At 65.7% G+C, this 16,817-nt stretch carries 11 protein-coding genes; 5 read left to right on the plus strand and 6 right to left on the minus strand.

Features of this window, described 5'->3' with window-relative positions; all coding sequences use genetic code 11:
- Positions 1-151: 151 nt before the first annotated feature.
- Positions 152-2,365, minus strand: coding sequence for a S8 family serine peptidase (locus ACFPN5_RS23155; RefSeq protein ID WP_379786206.1), 2,214 nt, complete (start codon positions 2,363-2,365; stop codon positions 152-154).
- Between the two features lie 385 nt (positions 2,366-2,750).
- The gene (locus ACFPN5_RS23160; RefSeq protein ID WP_379786207.1) at positions 2,751-4,151 is read right to left on the minus strand and encodes an aminotransferase-like domain-containing protein; all 1,401 of its coding nucleotides are present in this window, start codon (positions 4,149-4,151) and stop codon (positions 2,751-2,753) included.
- Between the two features lie 183 nt (positions 4,152-4,334).
- Between ACFPN5_RS23160 and ACFPN5_RS23165 the strand changes: the two genes are divergently transcribed.
- A complete protein-coding gene (locus ACFPN5_RS23165; protein WP_379786208.1) occupies positions 4,335-4,520 on the plus strand; it encodes a hypothetical protein in 186 nt (61 codons plus the stop codon).
- A 178-nt stretch (positions 4,521-4,698) separates the two neighbouring features.
- Here the strand turns inward: ACFPN5_RS23165 and ACFPN5_RS23170 are convergent, their stop codons facing one another.
- Complete coding sequence (locus ACFPN5_RS23170) at positions 4,699-9,036, minus strand: Lhr family helicase (protein ID WP_379786209.1); 4,338 nt, start codon at positions 9,034-9,036, stop codon at positions 4,699-4,701.
- A 139-nt stretch (positions 9,037-9,175) separates the two neighbouring features.
- Here ACFPN5_RS23170 and ACFPN5_RS23175 point away from each other — a divergent pair, with 139 nt between their 5' ends.
- From ACFPN5_RS23175 to ACFPN5_RS23190, 4 genes are all read left to right on the plus strand, one after another.
- On the plus strand, positions 9,176-11,551 hold the full coding sequence (locus tag ACFPN5_RS23175) for a DNA polymerase II (protein WP_379786210.1): 2,376 nt from the start codon (positions 9,176-9,178) through the stop codon (positions 11,549-11,551).
- A 57-nt stretch (positions 11,552-11,608) separates the two neighbouring features.
- Complete coding sequence (locus ACFPN5_RS23180; protein WP_379786211.1) at positions 11,609-12,412, plus strand: ferritin-like domain-containing protein; 804 nt, start codon at positions 11,609-11,611, stop codon at positions 12,410-12,412.
- Between the two features lie 53 nt (positions 12,413-12,465).
- Positions 12,466-13,053, plus strand: a complete 588-nt coding sequence (locus ACFPN5_RS23185; RefSeq protein ID WP_379786212.1) for a flavin reductase family protein — start codon at positions 12,466-12,468, stop codon at positions 13,051-13,053.
- Positions 13,054-13,238: 185 nt separating this feature from the next.
- Positions 13,239-13,940 carry a pirin family protein gene (locus tag ACFPN5_RS23190; RefSeq protein ID WP_379786213.1) on the plus strand — a complete coding sequence of 234 codons (702 nt, stop codon included), beginning with the start codon at positions 13,239-13,241 and terminating at the stop codon, positions 13,938-13,940.
- A 16-nt stretch (positions 13,941-13,956) separates the two neighbouring features.
- Here ACFPN5_RS23190 and ACFPN5_RS23195 read toward each other — a convergent pair whose 3' ends face one another.
- The 3 genes from ACFPN5_RS23195 to ACFPN5_RS23205 all read right to left on the minus strand — a co-directional run bounded on the left by ACFPN5_RS23195 (position 13,957) and on the right by ACFPN5_RS23205 (position 16,784).
- Positions 13,957-14,868, minus strand: coding sequence for a LysR substrate-binding domain-containing protein (locus ACFPN5_RS23195; protein WP_379786214.1), 912 nt, complete (start codon positions 14,866-14,868; stop codon positions 13,957-13,959).
- Positions 14,869-14,926: 58 nt separating this feature from the next.
- The gene (locus tag ACFPN5_RS23200) at positions 14,927-15,529 is read right to left on the minus strand and encodes an outer membrane beta-barrel protein (RefSeq protein WP_379786215.1); all 603 of its coding nucleotides are present in this window, start codon (positions 15,527-15,529) and stop codon (positions 14,927-14,929) included.
- Positions 15,530-15,686: 157 nt separating this feature from the next.
- Positions 15,687-16,784: a branched-chain amino acid aminotransferase gene (locus ACFPN5_RS23205; protein ID WP_379786216.1), complete on the minus strand. Its 1,098-nt coding sequence runs from the start codon at positions 16,782-16,784 to the stop codon at positions 15,687-15,689.
- Positions 16,785-16,817: the final 33 nt, after the last annotated feature.

The raw sequence follows: 16,817 nt of genomic DNA on the forward strand, positions 1-16,817 counted from the left end.
CGTGATTATACGCGGACGGCTTGTATGATGACAGACGACAATGAGCACTGCATGTCAAGCCTTGTTGCTCTACATCACAAGAAAAAGGCCTGGATCCTGTTCAGTACAGGACCCAGGCCTGGGCTGCCTGGCAAACTTCGCCGTCCAGCTGTTACTTGCGCCCGATAGTCGCCTGCTTCACCACCTGCTGCTCGCCGTCGTCGGCGGCCCGCACCTCGACCGTCCACGGTCCCTTGCCCGACAGGACGACCGGTTTCGAGAACACCAGGGCGTCGCCCTGCTGCACGAAGGCCGATTTGTCGAAGCTGTGCAGCACCTTGCCGGCGCTCGTCACCACCTGCACGCGCGCTTCGGAAACGGTCCCCACGCCATTCGCGTCCTTCACCCTGGCATTGATCGTCACCGGCTGGCCGCTGCTGACCTTGGTGGCGCTGACCGTCAGCTCCGCAGTCGGCGGCACGTTGTCCGGCACCGTCACCTCGTACTTGCCGCTGTAGTCGGTCGATACCAGGTTGACGCGCCCGTCGACCCGCACATGCCATTCGCCCGCCTGTGGGAACTTCACTTCGACCGAACGGTATTTCTGGACCGTCGTCAGGCCCGCCGATTGGGCAGCGAAGTTGACTCCGGCGGCCGGGTCCACGCCAGGCGCATACAGGGTGATGTAGAGGTTGTTCGCTTCGAGCGCCCACGAGGCGTCGGCGAACAACTTCACCGCGCCCGGTTCGACCATGACTTTGTGCAGGCCGTAACCCGTGTTGGTCTGGAACGAATTGAGCGTGGCCGCGCCAGCGTAAGTGCCGCCGGTCACGCGCATTGGGCCCGGGTTGAAGCGCACCAGGTCGTCCTGCGTGACCGCGGTCGGGATGGTGCCGGCGTTGACCATATCGACGGCCTTGCGGGTGTCGACGAAGCCGGCGCCCGCATCAAAGGTGTCATAGCCGTTCATGACCGTCTTGTTGGCGCTCACTTCGAGCAGGCGGATGACGTCGAGCGGCGCCAGGCGCGCACCGCCTTTTTTGTCCTGGGCCTGGTGCACCAGGGCGGCGATGCCGCTCACGTGCGGGGTGGCCATCGAGGTGCCGGACGCGGCGCCGTAGTTGGTGCCGCTGGCGGTCATCGGATGCACCGGATTCTGGGCCGAGACGATGTTTTCGCCCGGCGCCACGATGGCCGGGCGGTCGATGCCGAGCGGGCGCGCGGCATGGTCCCATGCCGCCTGCTCGTCGGCGCTGGCGGCCAGAAAGAGTTGCAGGTTGGCCAGCGCCAGCTCGCGGTCGTGGTTGCCCTCGGGGCGGCCGCGCGACGAGAAGCCGGTCATCCCGTAGGCCTTGTTGGTGGCGCCGATACCCAGGCCATACGGGGAGTTCGAGTACGGGTTCATCGTGTTCGGGCTCGGGCCGTCGTTACCGGCCGCGAAGATCGACAGGATGCCGGCCTCGAACGCCAGGCGCGAGGCGACGTTGGTCGAGCGGTTCGGGTTGAAGGGCTCGTAGGACGAGCTGCCCCAGGAATTGCTGAGGATGCGGATGTCGGCTTCGCCGTTGCGCACGCTGGCGATCACGTGGTCGTAGGCTTCCAGGGTAAAGGGCAGGTTGATGCCGGTACTGGCGCCGTAGCTGATGATGTTGGCCTTGGGCGCCATGCCGCGCAGGTTGCCGTCGGAGTCGACGCCGGTGCCGGCGATGGTGCCGATGCAGTGCGTGCCATGCCCGTATTCGTCCGTGTTCCAGTGGGTGCCGAGCGTCGTGTGGCGCTCAACGATCGAGGTCTCGACGTCGATGCCGTCCGGCGTGAGCGATACATAGACCTGGCTCGGGTCGTTGCCGAGCGCGCCCACTGCTTCGTAGTTCTTCTTCACGTTCCCGAGGTCGGGGTGCAGCGCGTCCGCCCCGGTATCGATGATCGCCACCGTCACACCTGAGCCATCGAGCCCGAGCACCTTCTGCACCTCCTCGGCGCGCGTCAGGGCCCGGCCCTCGGCGTTGAACAGGCGCTGGGTACGGCTCGGCTCGATGAAGCGGGTCTCGGGCCATGCGGCGACCTGCCGGATCTGGTCTTTCGTCAGCAGCACGCGCGCCATCGGCAGCACCTTGTAGCTCTTGACCTTGCGCACCAGCGTGGCAAGGCGCGAGGCGCTTTCCTTTTTGTCGAACACGACGATGACGTCGTAATAGACATTCCCGAGCTGCTTGTTCAGTTCCTCGGCAAACAGGGAATCGATCCTGGCCGAAGCGAGGGTGCCTGAGGTACCTGAGGTGCCAGGCAGGATGCCGGTGATGGCCGCGTTGGCGAGCGGGCCTTGTGCGCCCAGGGCCATGACGAGTGCGGCAACCAGGGTAAAACGACGACGATTTGTACTCACGACGATGCTCCTTGTTCTCTATTGTTATCGGATGCTCTTGGTGAAGCACGGCATTTCCGTGTGCCGCCTGATGAGTATTTCGTTGACATAAGAACAGGTCAAATGTGCATACATGTGTCACGTGTTTATTTTCATAAGTTGCAAAAATGCGTTGCATTTTCGCCAGTGCGCAATCGTGTGCGCAACTTTTTATGCTAGGCGTCAAGGAGGGGCTTGGAGCATGAAGAGGACGGACGAAAAAAGCCCGCGAGGCGGGCATGGGAGGCAGGCGGATTCAGGGCTCCTCATAAAAACCTCGCCTGCCTCCAGGAGATGAGGGAGGAGGCAAATTAGCCGGAAGCGGCGCCAGGTTACGAAAACACCCGGCCCCGTGCGTCCTGGACAGTTAAACCACAGCAGCGCTGAACGACTCGGGCCGCCGCGCAAGCAAATGAGACAGCCGTTGAAGACCCGCCTGCAAGCGTCCACGGTCCTTGATGCTGCCCAAAGAGATCCGAATTGCATTCACGGATCCGCTAGCTGTTGCGAATGCCTGCGCCGGCGTGACTGCGATGCCCTCGCTGTCGGCTGCACGCGCAAGCTGTGAGGACTTCCAATACGCCGGCAACTCGAGCCATACATGCAGGCCGTCTCCGGCGCCGCTGTAGCGCCCCGCCAGAATATCCCGCGCCATCCGGTGGCGCAGGCGCGCCTCCTTGCGTACGCCCTCCATCAATCTGTCAGCCGAACCGTCGAGGATCCACTGGGTGGCCAGTGCGGCCGTCAGGGGAGCGACCATCAGCGCAAATGATCTTAGCGCAACCAGGAAACGTTCGCGTTCGTGCGGGTTGCGTACGAGCACGAAGGCGACACGCAAGCCGGGCGTCAGGCATTTCGACAGGGTTGAGATGTAGACGACCTGTTCCGGGGCAAACGAGGCAATAGGTGGTGGCGGGTCATCGGCAAGGAGCCAGTAGGGATCGTCCTCGAGGATGCGTACATTGTAGCGCTTCGCGATGCTGGCGAGCTCCTTGCGCCGGCGTTCCGGCATGGTGATGGCGGTCGGGTTCTGCAATGTCGGATTGAGGTAGACCAGCCCAGGCTTGTGCTGGCGGCACGCTTCCTCAAGCATCTCAGGCACCATTCCGTGCTTGTCTGCTTCCACCGCAATGATGTGCCGGCCGAATTGGGTCGCTGCAGCACGCAAGCCGGGATATGTCGTTGGCTCTGCGAGGATAACGTCACCCGGCGCCGTCAGCGCAAGGATCAATGCGGCGATCGCCGCTTGCGCACCCGGACAGACAACAAGCTGCCGGGAATCCAGGTGTCCAAACATCGGTTCGAGCCATTTGGCTCCAGCGGTACGGTCGGAGTCGCTTCCCCCGCCCAGGTGGTAAGTCATCAGCAATTCATTATCTGTCCTCATCAGTACTTGAGCCAGACCTTGTTTCAACATGTCGTCGAAGTCCACGCCATCCGGTGGTGGCGGGGTATTCATGCTCAGGTCGAGGATCGAGGTCAATTCGACTTTCGGCGCTGCGACATAAGTGCCTCGAGCACCGCGGCCCTCCAGCAAGTTGCGGCGTCTGGCTTCGTCGTATGCGCGCGTGATCGTCGTCAGGTCGACGTCCAGCTGTGCTGCCAACTGGCGCTGCGTAGGTAGACGGTCACCGGGTTTCAGCGATCCGTCTACGACCGCCGCCTGCAACGCATCTGCAATCTGCAAAAAACGTGGCCCTTTGTTCCCGGCCAAGCGCGGCAACCAGACTGGCAAATTGTCATCTTGTATGGTTTTCAACTGGGACATTTTGTCTCAATGTATGGAAATTGCTTTTAAGTAGAATGCCTCAGAACGTGCAGCAACACCATCCTCCCATGGCGGTCGCCAGCGTTTTCTCCTCTCTCAAGTAATAGCCTGGAAAGACTCAACATCATGGATTGGTTCCCTATAGTCGCCGGTACGTTCAAGGTTCTCGCCTTAGGCACGGCCATGTTCTTCGCTATCAAGTGGCATTACGATCAAGGGAAGAAGGCGCAGGATAAGGAGAAGGGGAAGCGCGCGGTGCTAGGCGCGGCCGGCAAGGTGGCCGCAGTCTTCGTGCTATCGCTCCTGGCCTTGGGGCTCGTCACCTTCGCCCTGATCAGGACGCTCAGTTTGGACTTGAGCTTGCCATGATGGCAAAGAATAGTCGGCCGATATCCAGTGATGCGGCAGCAATTCCCCGATGCGGCTATTGGGCAGCATCGGCAGGCGGGTCAGAGCTCGAACGATTACTGATCGTTCGAGATTAATGATTGATGATGGCAGGCTGAATCCGGAATATGGTGCCGCCGAATTGCCGCGTCCTGCTCGACTAATAACGCCCAACCAGATGCGCGTGGAACAAGTCGCGCTCCGCCCCCGGATCGCCCAGGTAGTTGATCTTGCCCGCGACGACATTGGCCACCGCCACCCCGTCGCGGAACAGGATGCGATTGCCGCCAAGCGCCGGCACCTTCTCGCCCGGCAGCAGCGTGCCGCACAGGTTGAGCGGATCCACGCCTGAGATGGCGACCAAAGACCCGTCCAACGGGCGGCGCCGCACTTCGCGCAGCAGGGGAATGGCCTCGGGCAGGGCGAACTGTTCGCCCGAGAAGCCGGCGACGAAACGCCCGCCGCGGATCTCGCCACGGGCTTCCAGCCGGTGGTAGACCGGCAGTAGTTCGCGCCACGAGGGCAGCCAGCCGGCTTCGCGCTCGAGCAGGCGCCAGAACATCACGCCGTAGCGGCGCAGCAGGGTCATGGCGATGTGTTCCAGCGTCTCCGGATCGATGCGGCGCCGGCGCGCGGGCCTGCCGGTGTCCTGCGCCTCGGCCTCCAGCGCGGCGCGCCGCACCAGAGCCCAGCGCCCGGCTTCCTCCATCGTCGGGCCGGCGCCGCGGCGACGTTTACGGTCATTACTCGTGCGCTTGGCGGCCGGCAGCAGCATCGCGCGCAGGCCGGCAAAGCTGTCGGCGTTGACCAGGCCCGTGGCCACCAGCTCGCCCAGCGCCGTTTCCACCTCCACCGGCAGCATGCGCGCATCAAACTGCAGCTCGTCGAAGAACATGGCGCCGTCGCGGCGCAAGGTGTCCAGTACTTTGGCTGCGCGCGGCGAGATCTCGGGCGGGCCGGCAGGCGCAGGCAGTGCGTGCCACAGCGCCGTCTGGCGGCGCGGCAGCAGCACGATCGGCGTGCTGCGCACCGGTCCGCCGGAGGCGGCCAGCGGGGCGTCGATCCGCGTCCAGACGATTTTTCCCGAGCGGCACAGGTCGTCGAGCCAGAGGATCGAATAGTCGCGCAGGCGCAGCGCCAGCAGGTCGCTTTCCCAGGCGCCTGCTGCCGCCTCGTAGCCTTCGAGCTGGGCCAGCAGGAGCGGCAGCGCGTCCTGGCCCTGCCATTGGGTGTCTGGCGTTAGGTGCTGCCAGTCGCACAGGAAGCGCATGAAGTCACGCAGTTCGACCGGTTCGATCTCGCGCCGCAGCCGCTTGATGGTGTAGCGGTGGATGCGCGCCAGCAGGTGGCGTTCGCACCATTCCTCGTCCTGTGCGCCCGGCGTAAAGCGGCCGCGCATCACATAGCCCTCGGCTTCCAGCTGCGCAAGGGCGATGGCGGCACTGCTCTCCGGCAGGGCCACGCTTGCTGCGATCTCGGGCATTGGCTGGGGGCCGAAACCGGAAAGGCGGGCGCGCATGAGCTCGACCAGGGCGGTGTCAAACGTCCACGGTTCGTCGCCATTGCCGCGGTGGCTGTCAGGGATACTCAAAGGCGGCTGCGCCACCGCCTGCGGGTATGCCGCCTGCATGAGGTCGAGCCGTTCGAGCGCCACCCAGGCGTCAAAACCGCCTTTGTCCCGCAGGCGGGTCGCGCGGCCGGCGGCTGCGAGCTGCGCCAGCCAGGCCGGCCAGCCCTCGCGCGCCTCGGCTTCGGATTGCGTCACGCAGGCCAGCGCCACCAGCGCTTCCTGCACCTCGTCGGCATTCCTCGCCTGCGGCCAGGCTTCTTCCGCGACGCCGGCAATCGCATCGAGGTCGAGCGCGCCCAGATCGTCAGTCGATGCGGGATCGGTCCAGCGCCGGTTCATGACGGCCTGGGTACGCCGCTCTTCCAGCGGCGCGTCGTCGAGGAAGGCGTAGGGACGCGCATTCAGGATCTCGGTCGCCAGCGGCGAGGGCGCCGGCAGGTCGCGCGCCACCAGCCGGATGTCGCCGCTTTCGATGCGGCGCAGCAGGGCCAGCCAGCCTTCGCTGTCCATCGCCTCGTGCAGGCAGTCGTCCAGGGTCTGGTCGACCAGCGGGTGATTCGGCAGCTCGCGGTCCCCGGCGATGTTCTCGAGGCAGGCTGCGCCGTCCGGGAACACGGTCGCCAGCAGGTCGTCGCTCTTCATGCGCTGCAGTTGGGGCGCCACCTTGCGCCCGCCGGCAAAGCGCGGCAGGGCCAGCGCCGTAGTCGCGTTCCAGCGCCAGCGCACGTTGAACAGGGGCGCATCCAGCAGCGCCTGCACCAGGATCGGTTCGGCGGTGGCGGCCTTCAGGTAGCGCCAGACTTCGTCGAGCGGAAAACTGTGGCTGGTCGAGAGCGACAGGATGATCGCGTCCTCGGTGGCCGCCGCCTGCAGCTCGAAGTTGAAGGTGCGGCAGAAGCGTTTTCGAAGCGCCAGGCCCCAGGCGCGGTTGATCCGGCTGCCGAATGGCGTGTGCAGCACCAGCTGCATGCCGCCGGACTCGTCGAAAAAGCGTTCCATCACCAGCGTGTCCTGGGTCGGAAGGGCGCCCAGAGCGGCGCGCGAGCGGGCCAGGTAGTCGACGATCTGGCGCGCCGCGTCTTCACTCAGGCCGAGGTGTTCGTCGAGCCAGTCCACGGCACGGTCCAGCGCAGCCTCGCCGTCCCCCGGAGCCAGCTGCGCGTCAATCTCCGCGCGCAGGCGGGCGACGCCCATCGACAGCTCGTCGCTGCGCCCGGGCGCCTCGCCATGCCAGAACGGGATGTTCGGTGCGGCGCCGTGCGCGTCTTCGACCCGTACCTTGCCCGCTTCCACCTTCATGATGCGGTAGGAGGTGTTCCCGAGCTGGAAGACGTCGCCGGCCAGGCTCTCCACCGCGAAGTCCTCGTTGACGGTGCCGACCGAATGGCCTTGCGGCTCGAGCAGCACCGTGTAGTCGGCGTTCTCGGGAATCGTGCCGCCGGAGGTGACGGCGGCCAGCTTCCCGCCGCGGCGCGCGCGCAGCGACTGCGTCGCCGCGTCGCGGTGGATGTAGGCGCCGCGCACGCCGTTGCGCGTAGTGTAGCCTTCGGCCAGCATGCGCAGGATGGCGTCGAAACGCTGGCGTTCAAGCTCCGCATACGGCTGCGCGCCGCGCACGAGGGCGAACAGCGCGGCCTCGCCCCATTCGCGGCAAGACACTTCGGCCACGATCTGCTGGGCCAGCACGTCGAGCGGCGCGCGCGGGATGCGTAGCAAATCGAGCTCGCCGCGCCGCACGCAGTCGAGCAGGGCGGTGCATTCGACCAGGTCGTCGCGCGAGGTCGGGAACAGCCGTCCTTTCGGCACGCCGCCCACGAAGTGGCCGGAGCGGCCCACGCGCTGCAGGAAAGCGGCGATATTTCGCGGCGAGCCGACCTGGCAGACGAGGTCGACGTCGCCGATGTCGATGCCCAGTTCGAGCGAGGCGGTGGCTACCAGCACGCGCAGTTCGCCGCGTTTCAGGCGCTGCTCGGCGTCCAGCCGGTATTCCTTGGCCAGGCTGCCGTGGTGGGCGGCCACGTGTTCGTTGCCGAGGCGGTCGCCGAGGTGGCGCGCGATGCGCTCGGCCATGCGCCGGGTGTTCACGAAAATCAGGGTGGTCCGGTGCAGCACGACGAGTTCGGCCATGCGGTCGTAGACCCGGTCCCAGACTTCGTTCGCCATGACCGCGTCCAGCGGCACCGGCGGCAATTCGAGCGCCAGGTCGCGCGCCCGCACGTGGCCGACGTCGACTACGGCGCAATCGCCGGCGCCTCCGACGAGGAAGGCCGCCACTGCGGACAAGGGCTTCTGGGTCGCCGACAGGCCGATGCGCACGACGCGCCGCCCGCACAGCGCGTCCAGCCGTTCCAGGCTGAGGCTCAGGTGGCTGCCGCGCTTGCTGCCGGCGACCGCGTGGATTTCGTCCACGATCACGGTGCGCACGGTAGAGAGCATCGCGCGGCCGCTGTCGGAGCCGAGCAGCACATACAGCGACTCAGGCGTCGAGACCAGGATGTGCGGCGCCCGTTTGCGCATCGCGTTGCGCTCGGCGACCGTCGTGTCGCCGGTGCGCACGGCGGTGCGGATGCCGTGCTCCGGCAGGCCCATGGCCGCAAGCTGGGCGCCGATGCCCGCCAGCGGTCCTTCCAGGTTGACGCGGATGTCGTTCGACAGGGCCTTGAGCGGCGACACGTAGAGCACCTGGGTTGCATCCGGCAGCGGGCCGGCCTCCCGCTGGCGCACCAGGTCGTCGATCGCCGCCAGGAAGGCGGTCAGGGTCTTGCCGGAACCGGTAGGCGCGGCCACCAGCGTCGCGCGGCCCGCCTGGATGAGCGGCCAGGCGCGCAGCTGGGCCTCCGTCGCGGCCGGGAAGCTGGCGGCGAACCAGGCGGCGACGGCCGGGTGGAATTCATGGCGGATGCTGTCGAAAGGGGCGCGGTCGTTCATGGATAAATAGATGAGGGCAGGGCGACCAATGGCAAGCCGGCCGCAAGAGTCCGAGGATACCCGAATCCCGACAATCAGCCAGTTTGATAAACTGCCGCCTTTACCCCAATGGATCGCACCGTGCCGTACCCTCCTCGATATGCGTGATGTAAAGCAGGGCTTCCTGCTGACGCGCCACTGGCGCGACGTGGATGACGGCGTCGAAGTCGAGCTCTGGCTCGCCACCGACGACGGCCCATGCCGCCTGCGGCTGCCGGCGGCGGAGGCGGTCGCCTTCGTCCCGGCCGAGCAGGAGGCGGCCATAAAAGCCTTGTTGCAGCGCGAACGCGGTGTCGAATTGCGTCCGCTTTCCCTGTGCGACTTCCGCCAGCGGCCCGTGCTCGGCCTGTACTGCCGCCACTACCGCCAGCTGTTGCGCCTGGAAAAGCGCCTGCGCGAGCACGGCGTCGACGTCTACGAGGCTGACATCCGCCCACCCGAGCGCTACCTGATGGAACGCTTCATCACGGCGCCGGTGGCCTTTACGGGCACGCCGGCGGCCGGGGACCCGGCCCTCCTGCTGGACGCGCATTTGAAACCGGCGCCCGGCTACCGCCCCCGACTGCGCACCGTCTCGCTCGACATCGAGACGACCATGCACGGCGAGCTCCGCTCGATCGGGCTGGAGGGGTGCGGCCAGCGCCAGGTGTATATGTTAGGACCGCCGAACGGCGGCCCTGGCAGCCTTGACTTCGACCTCGAATATGTTGACACCCGCCTGGCCTTGCTGGAGAAACTGGAAGCGTGGATGGCCCGCCACGACCCCGACGCCATCATCGGCTGGAGCGTGATCGGGTTCGACCTGCGCGTGCTGCACGAGCACGCCGAGCGCCTGCAGCATCCCTTGCGCATCGGCCGCGGCGGCACCTCGATGGAATGGCGTACCAATGCCGGTGCCGACCGCCAGGGACCGTATTTTGGAGGCCTGCCCGGCCGCCTGGTCATCGACGGCATCGAGGCGCTGCGCTCGGCGACCTGGAGCTTTCCTTCGTTCAGCCTGGAGAACGTGGCGCAAAGCCTCCTGGGCGAGGGCAAGGCCATCGACAACCCCTACGACCGCATGGCCTCGATTGACCGCATGTTTGAACAGGACAAGCCGGCGCTGGCGCGCTACAACCTGAAGGATTGCGAACTGGTCACCCGCATCTTCGACAAGACGAACCTGATGACCTTCCTGCTGGAGCGCGCGAGCGTCACCGGCCTGGCTGCGGACCGCAGCGGCGGTTCGGTCGCCGCTTTCGAACATGCCTACATTCCGCTGATGCACCGCCTTGGCCGGGTGGCCCCCAACATCGGCGACGTGCCGGGCGCGGACAGCCCGGGCGGCTTCGTCATGGATTCGCGCTCGGGCCTCTACGATTCGGTGCTGGTGCTCGACTACAAAAGCCTGTACCCGTCGATCATCCGCACCTTCCTGATCGATCCGGTGGGGCTGGTGGCCGGGCTGGAGGCGCTGGAGAACGACACCGTGCCGGGCTTTCGCGGCGCGCGCTTTTCGCGCAGCCGGCACTGCCTGCCCGGCATCGTCACCCGCGTGTGGGAGGGAAGGGAGGCCGCCAAGCGCGCCGGCAACCAGCCGCTGTCGCAGGCATTGAAGATCATCATGAATGCCATGTACGGTGTGCTCGGGACCACCGGCTGCCGCTTCTTCGATGCGCGCCTGGCCTCGTCCATCACCATGCGCGGCCACGAGATCATGCACCGCACGCGCGAGCTGATCGAGGCGCGCGGCTACCAGGTGATCTATGGCGACACCGACTCCACCTTCGTCTGGCTCGGCGGGAGCCATGCCGAGCTTGACGCGCTGCGCATTGGCCAGGAGCTGGTCGACCACGTCAACGACTGGTGGCGCGCCCACCTGCGCGAGGAGTTCAAGCTGGAGAGCGCGCTCGAGCTTGAGGTCGACACCCACTTCCGGCGCTTCCTGATGCCGACCGTGCGCGGCTCCGACGAAGGCAGCAAGAAGCGCTACGCCGGCCTGGCGGGCACGTCCGGCGGCGGAGAGGAGATCGTGTACAAGGGCCTGGAAGCGGTCCGCACCGACTGGACCCCGCTGGCGCAGCAGTTCCAGCAGGGCCTGTACGGGCGCATCTTCCGGCGCGAACCCTACGAGGATTACGTGCGCGACTATGTAGCGCGCACGCTGCGCGGGGAGCTTGACGACCTGATGGTCTACCGCAAGCGCCTGCGCCGGCCGCTCCAGGAATACGAGCGCAACGTGCCGCCCCACGTGCGCGCCGCGCGCATCGGGGACGATTTCCACATCGCCCAGGGCCGCGGGGCGCAATACCGCAACGGCGGCTGGATCCGCTACCTGATGACCACCGCCGGGCCGGAGCCAATGGAAGCCCTGCGTTCGCCCATCGACTACGCGCATTACCTGGAAAAGCAGCTGGAACCCGTCGCCGACGGCATCCTGCCTTTTGTAGGCGACAGCTTCGCACGGCTTACCAGCCCGCAGGGCGCACTGTTCTGAGCGGGCAGCCCTGCCGGGTTTGATACACTGCGGCCTTTACCCCCGATGGATAGCACGATGCCGCACCCGATCGAACTGCGCGCCCAGGCCCTGCAGTGCCTGCTCGAGCCCGACCCGCACGCCAAAACCGCCGGCGTCGCCGCGCTGGCGCAGGCGCATGCCGAGGGCAGCGCCGTCCTCGACACGGAGGCGGCGATGGAAACCTCAGGCACCATTCCCGGCCGCCCCGCGCGTCCCGAGCTGGTCCACCCGCGCCTGGTTGGCCGCCGTTCGATGGCGACCATCGAAGGCCGCGCCATGCTGGTGCACGCGCTTGCCCACATCGAGTTCAACGCCGTCAACCTGGCGCTCGACGCGCTGTGGCGCTTTCCCGGCATGCCCGACGCCTATTACCTCGACTGGCTGCAGGTAGCGAAAGAGGAGGCCTACCACTTCTCGATGCTGGCCGGGCACCTGGGCGTCCTGGGCTATGCCTATGGGGACTTCACGGGCCACGACAGTCTGTGGGAGATGGTCGAAAAGACGCGCGAAGACATCGTCGCGCGCATGGCCCTGGTGCCGCGCACGCTGGAGGCGCGCGGGCTGGACGCGATCCCGCCCCTGCGCGCCAAGATCGCGCAGGCCGGCGACCTGGCGGCCGCCGCCATCCTCGACATCATCCTGCGCGACGAAGTCGGGCATGTCGAGATCGGCAACCGCTGGTATCAGTACCTGTGCCAACTGCAGGACCTCGAACCACGCGCCACCTATGACGAACTCGTCGTCAGGTACAGGGCGCCGGTCCTGAAAGGCCCGTTCAACCTCGAAGCGCGCCGCCGCGCGGGCTTCAGCGAGGCCGAACTGGCGCGCCTGGCGCAGTAAGAGAAGCACGCCGGCCAAAGAATGCCGGCGCCATGAACACATTGGAGTAATGCATGCACGAACACATTCAACCGGTCGCGCTCGAGAAAGCCTACCGCCTGCTGAACCACGGGCCGACCGTCCTGGTATCAAGCCACCACGATGGCGTGGACAACGTCATGGCCGCAGCCTGGGCCTGCGCGCTGGATTTCGCGCCGCCCAAGCTCACCGTGGTGCTCGACAAGGCGACGAAAACGCGCGAGCTGATCGAAAAGAGCGGCCGCTTCGTGATCCAGGTGCCGACCGTGAAATTGCTGCGCTTGACGCACGAGGTGGGCACGCGGAGCCTGGCCAACGAGCCAAGCAAGCTGCAGGACACCGGCGTCGAGCTGCTGCACCTGGCCGGCGATACGCTGCCGTTCGTCGCGGGTTGCTCGGGCTGGCTGGAATGCAGGCTGGTACCCGAGCCGCACAACCAGGCGACCTATGACCTCTTTATTGGCGAGGTGGTCGCCGCATGGGCCGACGACCGGGTGTTCTACGACGGTCACTGGCACTTCGAAACGGCAGGGCGCGAGTGGGGCAGCATCCACCACATCGCCGGCGGCCATTTCTACGCGATCGGGGAACAGATGAGCGCGCGGCCGAAGCGGGGCGGCTGAACGGCAGCAAGATTCGAAAATTTCGACGATAGCCCTGCAAATTACTCGCTTTTTGTTGGCGATTGGTTACCGCATAATTCAACACATGCAAACGACGGCCAAGTTTGACGCAGGAAACCACCGGTTCTCCCCTAGCGCAAACGATATTCGAACGGTTCGAATGGCCCAGAACAAAGGAGCGCATCATGTTGAAAGTACGTAAAGCAGAAGACCGTGGCGTCGCCAATTTCGGCTGGCTGGACTCGAAGCACACCTTTTCGTTCGGCCACTACCAGGATCCGGCCCACATGGGCGTCGGCCCGCTGCGGGTGATCAACGAGGACCGCGTGGCGGCCGGTCGCGGCTTCGACTCGCACGGCCACCGCGACATGGAAATCATCAGCTATGTGCTGGACGGGGCGCTGGAGCACAAGGACAGCATGGGCAATGGTTCGGTGCTGCGCCACGGCGATGTGCAGCGCATGAGCGCCGGCAAGGGCGTGGTCCACAGCGAGTTCAATGGTTCGCGTACCGATCCGGTCCACTTCCTGCAGATCTGGATCCAGCCTGACGAGATTGGCGGCCCGGCCGGCTACGAAGAGAAGCATTTCGATGCGGCGTCGAAAACCGGCCAGTTGCGCCTGGTGGCCTCGAAGGATGGCCGCGAAGGCTCGGTGACGATTCGCCAGAACGCGGCGATCTATGCCGGCATCCTCGGCGGCGACGATGCGGTGAGCTTCCCACTGCAGCCAGGGCGCATCGGCTACGTGCACGTGGCGCTCGGTTCAGTGAGCGTGAACGGTGTAGCCCTGAAGGCCGGCGACGCGGTGCGCATCGATGACGAAGCGACGGTGAATTTCGCCGACGCGACGGACGCCGAAGTGCTGCTGTTCGACCTGCCGCGGTAAAGGTCCGCAGTGTGAGCTATAACGGCGCCGCCATCCGTGCAAACGCGGCGCCGTCCGCCATGCGCTCGCGCCACCACGCCAGCGCTGCGCCTTCTTCCCCGGTGCGCCAGGCCAGGTACAAGGTTTCGTCCGGCTTCGGCTCTTCCACCGCTTTGGCGATGAAGCGGCCTTGTTCGATGTCGGCGCGTACCCAGGGTTCGGGCAGGAAGCCGAAGCCGAGTCCCGCGCGCTGGAAATTGTATTTGGCCTGCATGTCGGGCACGGCCAGCGTGTCCTGGCCGAACAGCAGGCCGACGGTGCGCGCCGCCATGTGGCGCGCCGAATCCGAGACCGACACGGCGCGCCAGGCGGCGAGGTCGCTCTTCGACAGCGGGTGCTCTACCGCCGCCAGCGGATGGCCGGGCGCGACCACGAACACGAAGGCGATCGAGCCAAACGGCACCGCGCTGTAGCCGCCGCCCGAAGGACCGCTTCCGGCCGCGCCCACGAGCAGGTCGGCGCGGCGGTCGATGAGCGCTTCCCAGGTGCCGGACAAGGCTTCCTTCATCAGGCGCAGCCGCGTCTGGTCGGCCACCTGGTAGAAGGCCTCGATGTCCTCCATCAGGCCGCAAGGCGAGAGCATCGAATCCAGGGCGATGGTGAATTCGGTTTCCCAGCCGGAGGCGACGCGCCGCACGCGCCGTTCGAGGTCGCCTGCGGCTTTCAAGAGGTAACGTCCTTCCTTGAGCAGTTCTTCGCCGGCCTTGGTGAGCACCACGCGCGGTCCGAAACGCTCGAACAGCTGCACGCCGAGGTCTTCCTCGAGTTTCGAGACGGTGTAGGAAATCGTCGAAGGCACCCGGAACAGTTCTTTCGCGGCAGCCGCAAAGGAGCCGCGGCGCGCGATGGTGTCGACGGTGAGCAGGGCGTCCAGGCTGAGTTTGAGCATGTGGTCCAAATAAAAAAACCACGATCGCTCGTGGTTTGTCGCAGGGTTTGACCCGGCTTCAGAAGTAGAAGTTCGCCAGCAGGCCGACGTGGTCGCCCTTGACCTTGTAGTTCCAGTCCTTTTCCTTGAACTGCTCGTTCACGTAACGCAGCTTGAAGCCGACACGGGGCGTGTACAGGTATTCCAGTTCGGCGACGGCGCTTGTGGTGTCGTCGAACCCGGTGTCGCCGAAGCGGCAGGCGCCGCTGCAGCGCAGCGCCGCATTCGTGACGAAACGCAGGCCGCCGCCCGCGCGCACCTTGTCGTTCACGTGGTAATAGCCGAGCAGCTCGAAGGGCACGCGCTCGAAGCGCAGGTCGCCATTCCAGGCGTTGGCGCTGTCGACGTGATAGCCGACCGTTCCCTGCACCGAAAACTGAGGGCTCACGCGATAATCGACGCCCACATGCATGGCAAGGCCCGCGCCGGCATCGATATCGATCTCGACACCATCGTCATAGACCGCGGTGGCCAGCTTGTCGCCGCCAAAAGTGAAGCCCGCACCGAACACGAAGCGCAGCGGCCGTGCTTCGATCGGTTGCACGACTTCATAGGTCTGGGCATGTGCAGTGCCGAGCATGGACACGGCAGCCAGGGAAAATGCGAGTGCGATTTTTTTCATGTCGTTGTCGTTGGTTTCTGATGCGGAGGGCGCAGGTGTCCGCGGTCGGCAGGAGAACATGATAAAGATGCAATTGCTTGTTCGCAAACGGTTGCCAGCATATGTTGGGCCTATGCAACACATGCCGGCAGGACGCCGCATGGCGCCCCGTTCATGCTTAGAACACGCGCTTCATCCAGCCGTGCTTGTCTTCGGCGCGGCCATTCTGGATGTCGAGCAGGGCCGACTTCAGGCGGGTGGTCACGGGACCTGCGTCGCCGCTGCCGATGGCGGCTTCGAAACCCTTGCCCTTGACCTTGCCGATCGGGGTAACGACGGCCGCGGTGCCGCAGGCGAAGGCTTCGGTCAGGCGGCCGCTGGCGGCGTCCGCTTTCCACTGGTCGATTCCATACTGCTCTTCGCGCACGGTCAGGCCCATGTCGCGCGCCAGCACGATCAGAGAATCGCGCGTGATGCCCGGCAGGATGGTGCCGGTCAGCGGCGGGGTCTGAATCGAGCCGTCCTCGAACACGAAGAAGATGTTCATGCCGCCCAGTTCTTCGACCCACTTGCGCTCGACGGCGTCGAGGAACACGACCTGGTCGCAGCCTTCGCGGGTCGCTTCGGCCTGCGCCGCCAGGCTGGCGGCGTAGTTGCCGCCGCACTTGGCGTCACCGGTGCCGCCGGGCGCGGCGCGGATGTAGTTCTCGGACACCCACAGCGTCACGCCGGCGGCGCCGCCCTTGAAGTAGTTACCGGCAGGCGAAGCAAACACGCAGTACAGATATTCGTTGGCCGGGCGCACGCCGAGCGCCGCTTCGGTGGCGATCATGAACGGGCGCAGATACAGGGCCGAACCTTCGGCCTGCGGGATCCAGTCACGGTCCTCAAGAACCAGCGCATGCACGGATTCCAGGAACAGCTCTTCCGGCAGCGGCGCCATCGCCAGGCGGGTGGCGGACTTCTGGAAGCGGCGCGCATTGGCTTCCGGGCGGAACAGGGCAGCGCCGCCGTCCGGCTGCGGATAGGCCTTCATGCCCTCGAAGATTTCCTGCGCATAGTGCAGCACCATCGTCGACGGATCGAGCGGCAGCATGCCGCGCGCCTCGACTTTGCCGTCGTGCCAGCCGCGCCCTTCGGTATAGCGGATCGTGACCATGTGGTCGCTGAACGCGCGGCCGAAACCGGGGTTGGCAAGCAGTGCCGAACGGTCGGCGGTTGGAAGGGGCATCAAACTTTTCTGGATCGACAGGGTCGATTGGCGGTCATTGCTCATACGGTCTCCGGGATACGAAATGTGCGTCAGTGC

Source organism: Massilia niabensis, from assembly GCF_042655085.1.
GTDB lineage: Bacteria > Pseudomonadota > Gammaproteobacteria > Burkholderiales > Burkholderiaceae_D > Telluria > Telluria niabensis.

What these genes read in the sequence shown, in the direction of transcription:
- ACFPN5_RS23205 (WP_379786216.1), bottom strand. Translation starts at nt 16,784, where the DNA reads ATGAGCAATGACCGCCAATCGACCCTGTCGATCCAGAAAAGTTTGATG.
- ACFPN5_RS23160 (WP_379786207.1), bottom strand. Translation starts at nt 4,151, where the DNA reads ATGTCCCAGTTGAAAACCATACAAGATGACAATTTGCCAGTCTGGTTG.
- ACFPN5_RS23170 (WP_379786209.1), bottom strand. Translation starts at nt 9,036, where the DNA reads ATGAACGACCGCGCCCCTTTCGACAGCATCCGCCATGAATTCCACCCG.
- ACFPN5_RS23200 (WP_379786215.1), bottom strand. Translation starts at nt 15,529, where the DNA reads ATGAAAAAAATCGCACTCGCATTTTCCCTGGCTGCCGTGTCCATGCTC.
- ACFPN5_RS23165 (WP_379786208.1), top strand. Translation starts at nt 4,335, where the DNA reads ATGTTCTTCGCTATCAAGTGGCATTACGATCAAGGGAAGAAGGCGCAG.
- ACFPN5_RS23175 (WP_379786210.1), top strand. Translation starts at nt 9,176, where the DNA reads ATGCGTGATGTAAAGCAGGGCTTCCTGCTGACGCGCCACTGGCGCGAC.
- ACFPN5_RS23180 (WP_379786211.1), top strand. Translation starts at nt 11,609, where the DNA reads ATGCCGCACCCGATCGAACTGCGCGCCCAGGCCCTGCAGTGCCTGCTC.
- ACFPN5_RS23190 (WP_379786213.1), top strand. Translation starts at nt 13,239, where the DNA reads ATGTTGAAAGTACGTAAAGCAGAAGACCGTGGCGTCGCCAATTTCGGC.
- ACFPN5_RS23185 (WP_379786212.1), top strand. Translation starts at nt 12,466, where the DNA reads ATGCACGAACACATTCAACCGGTCGCGCTCGAGAAAGCCTACCGCCTG.
- ACFPN5_RS23195 (WP_379786214.1), bottom strand. Translation starts at nt 14,868, where the DNA reads ATGCTCAAACTCAGCCTGGACGCCCTGCTCACCGTCGACACCATCGCG.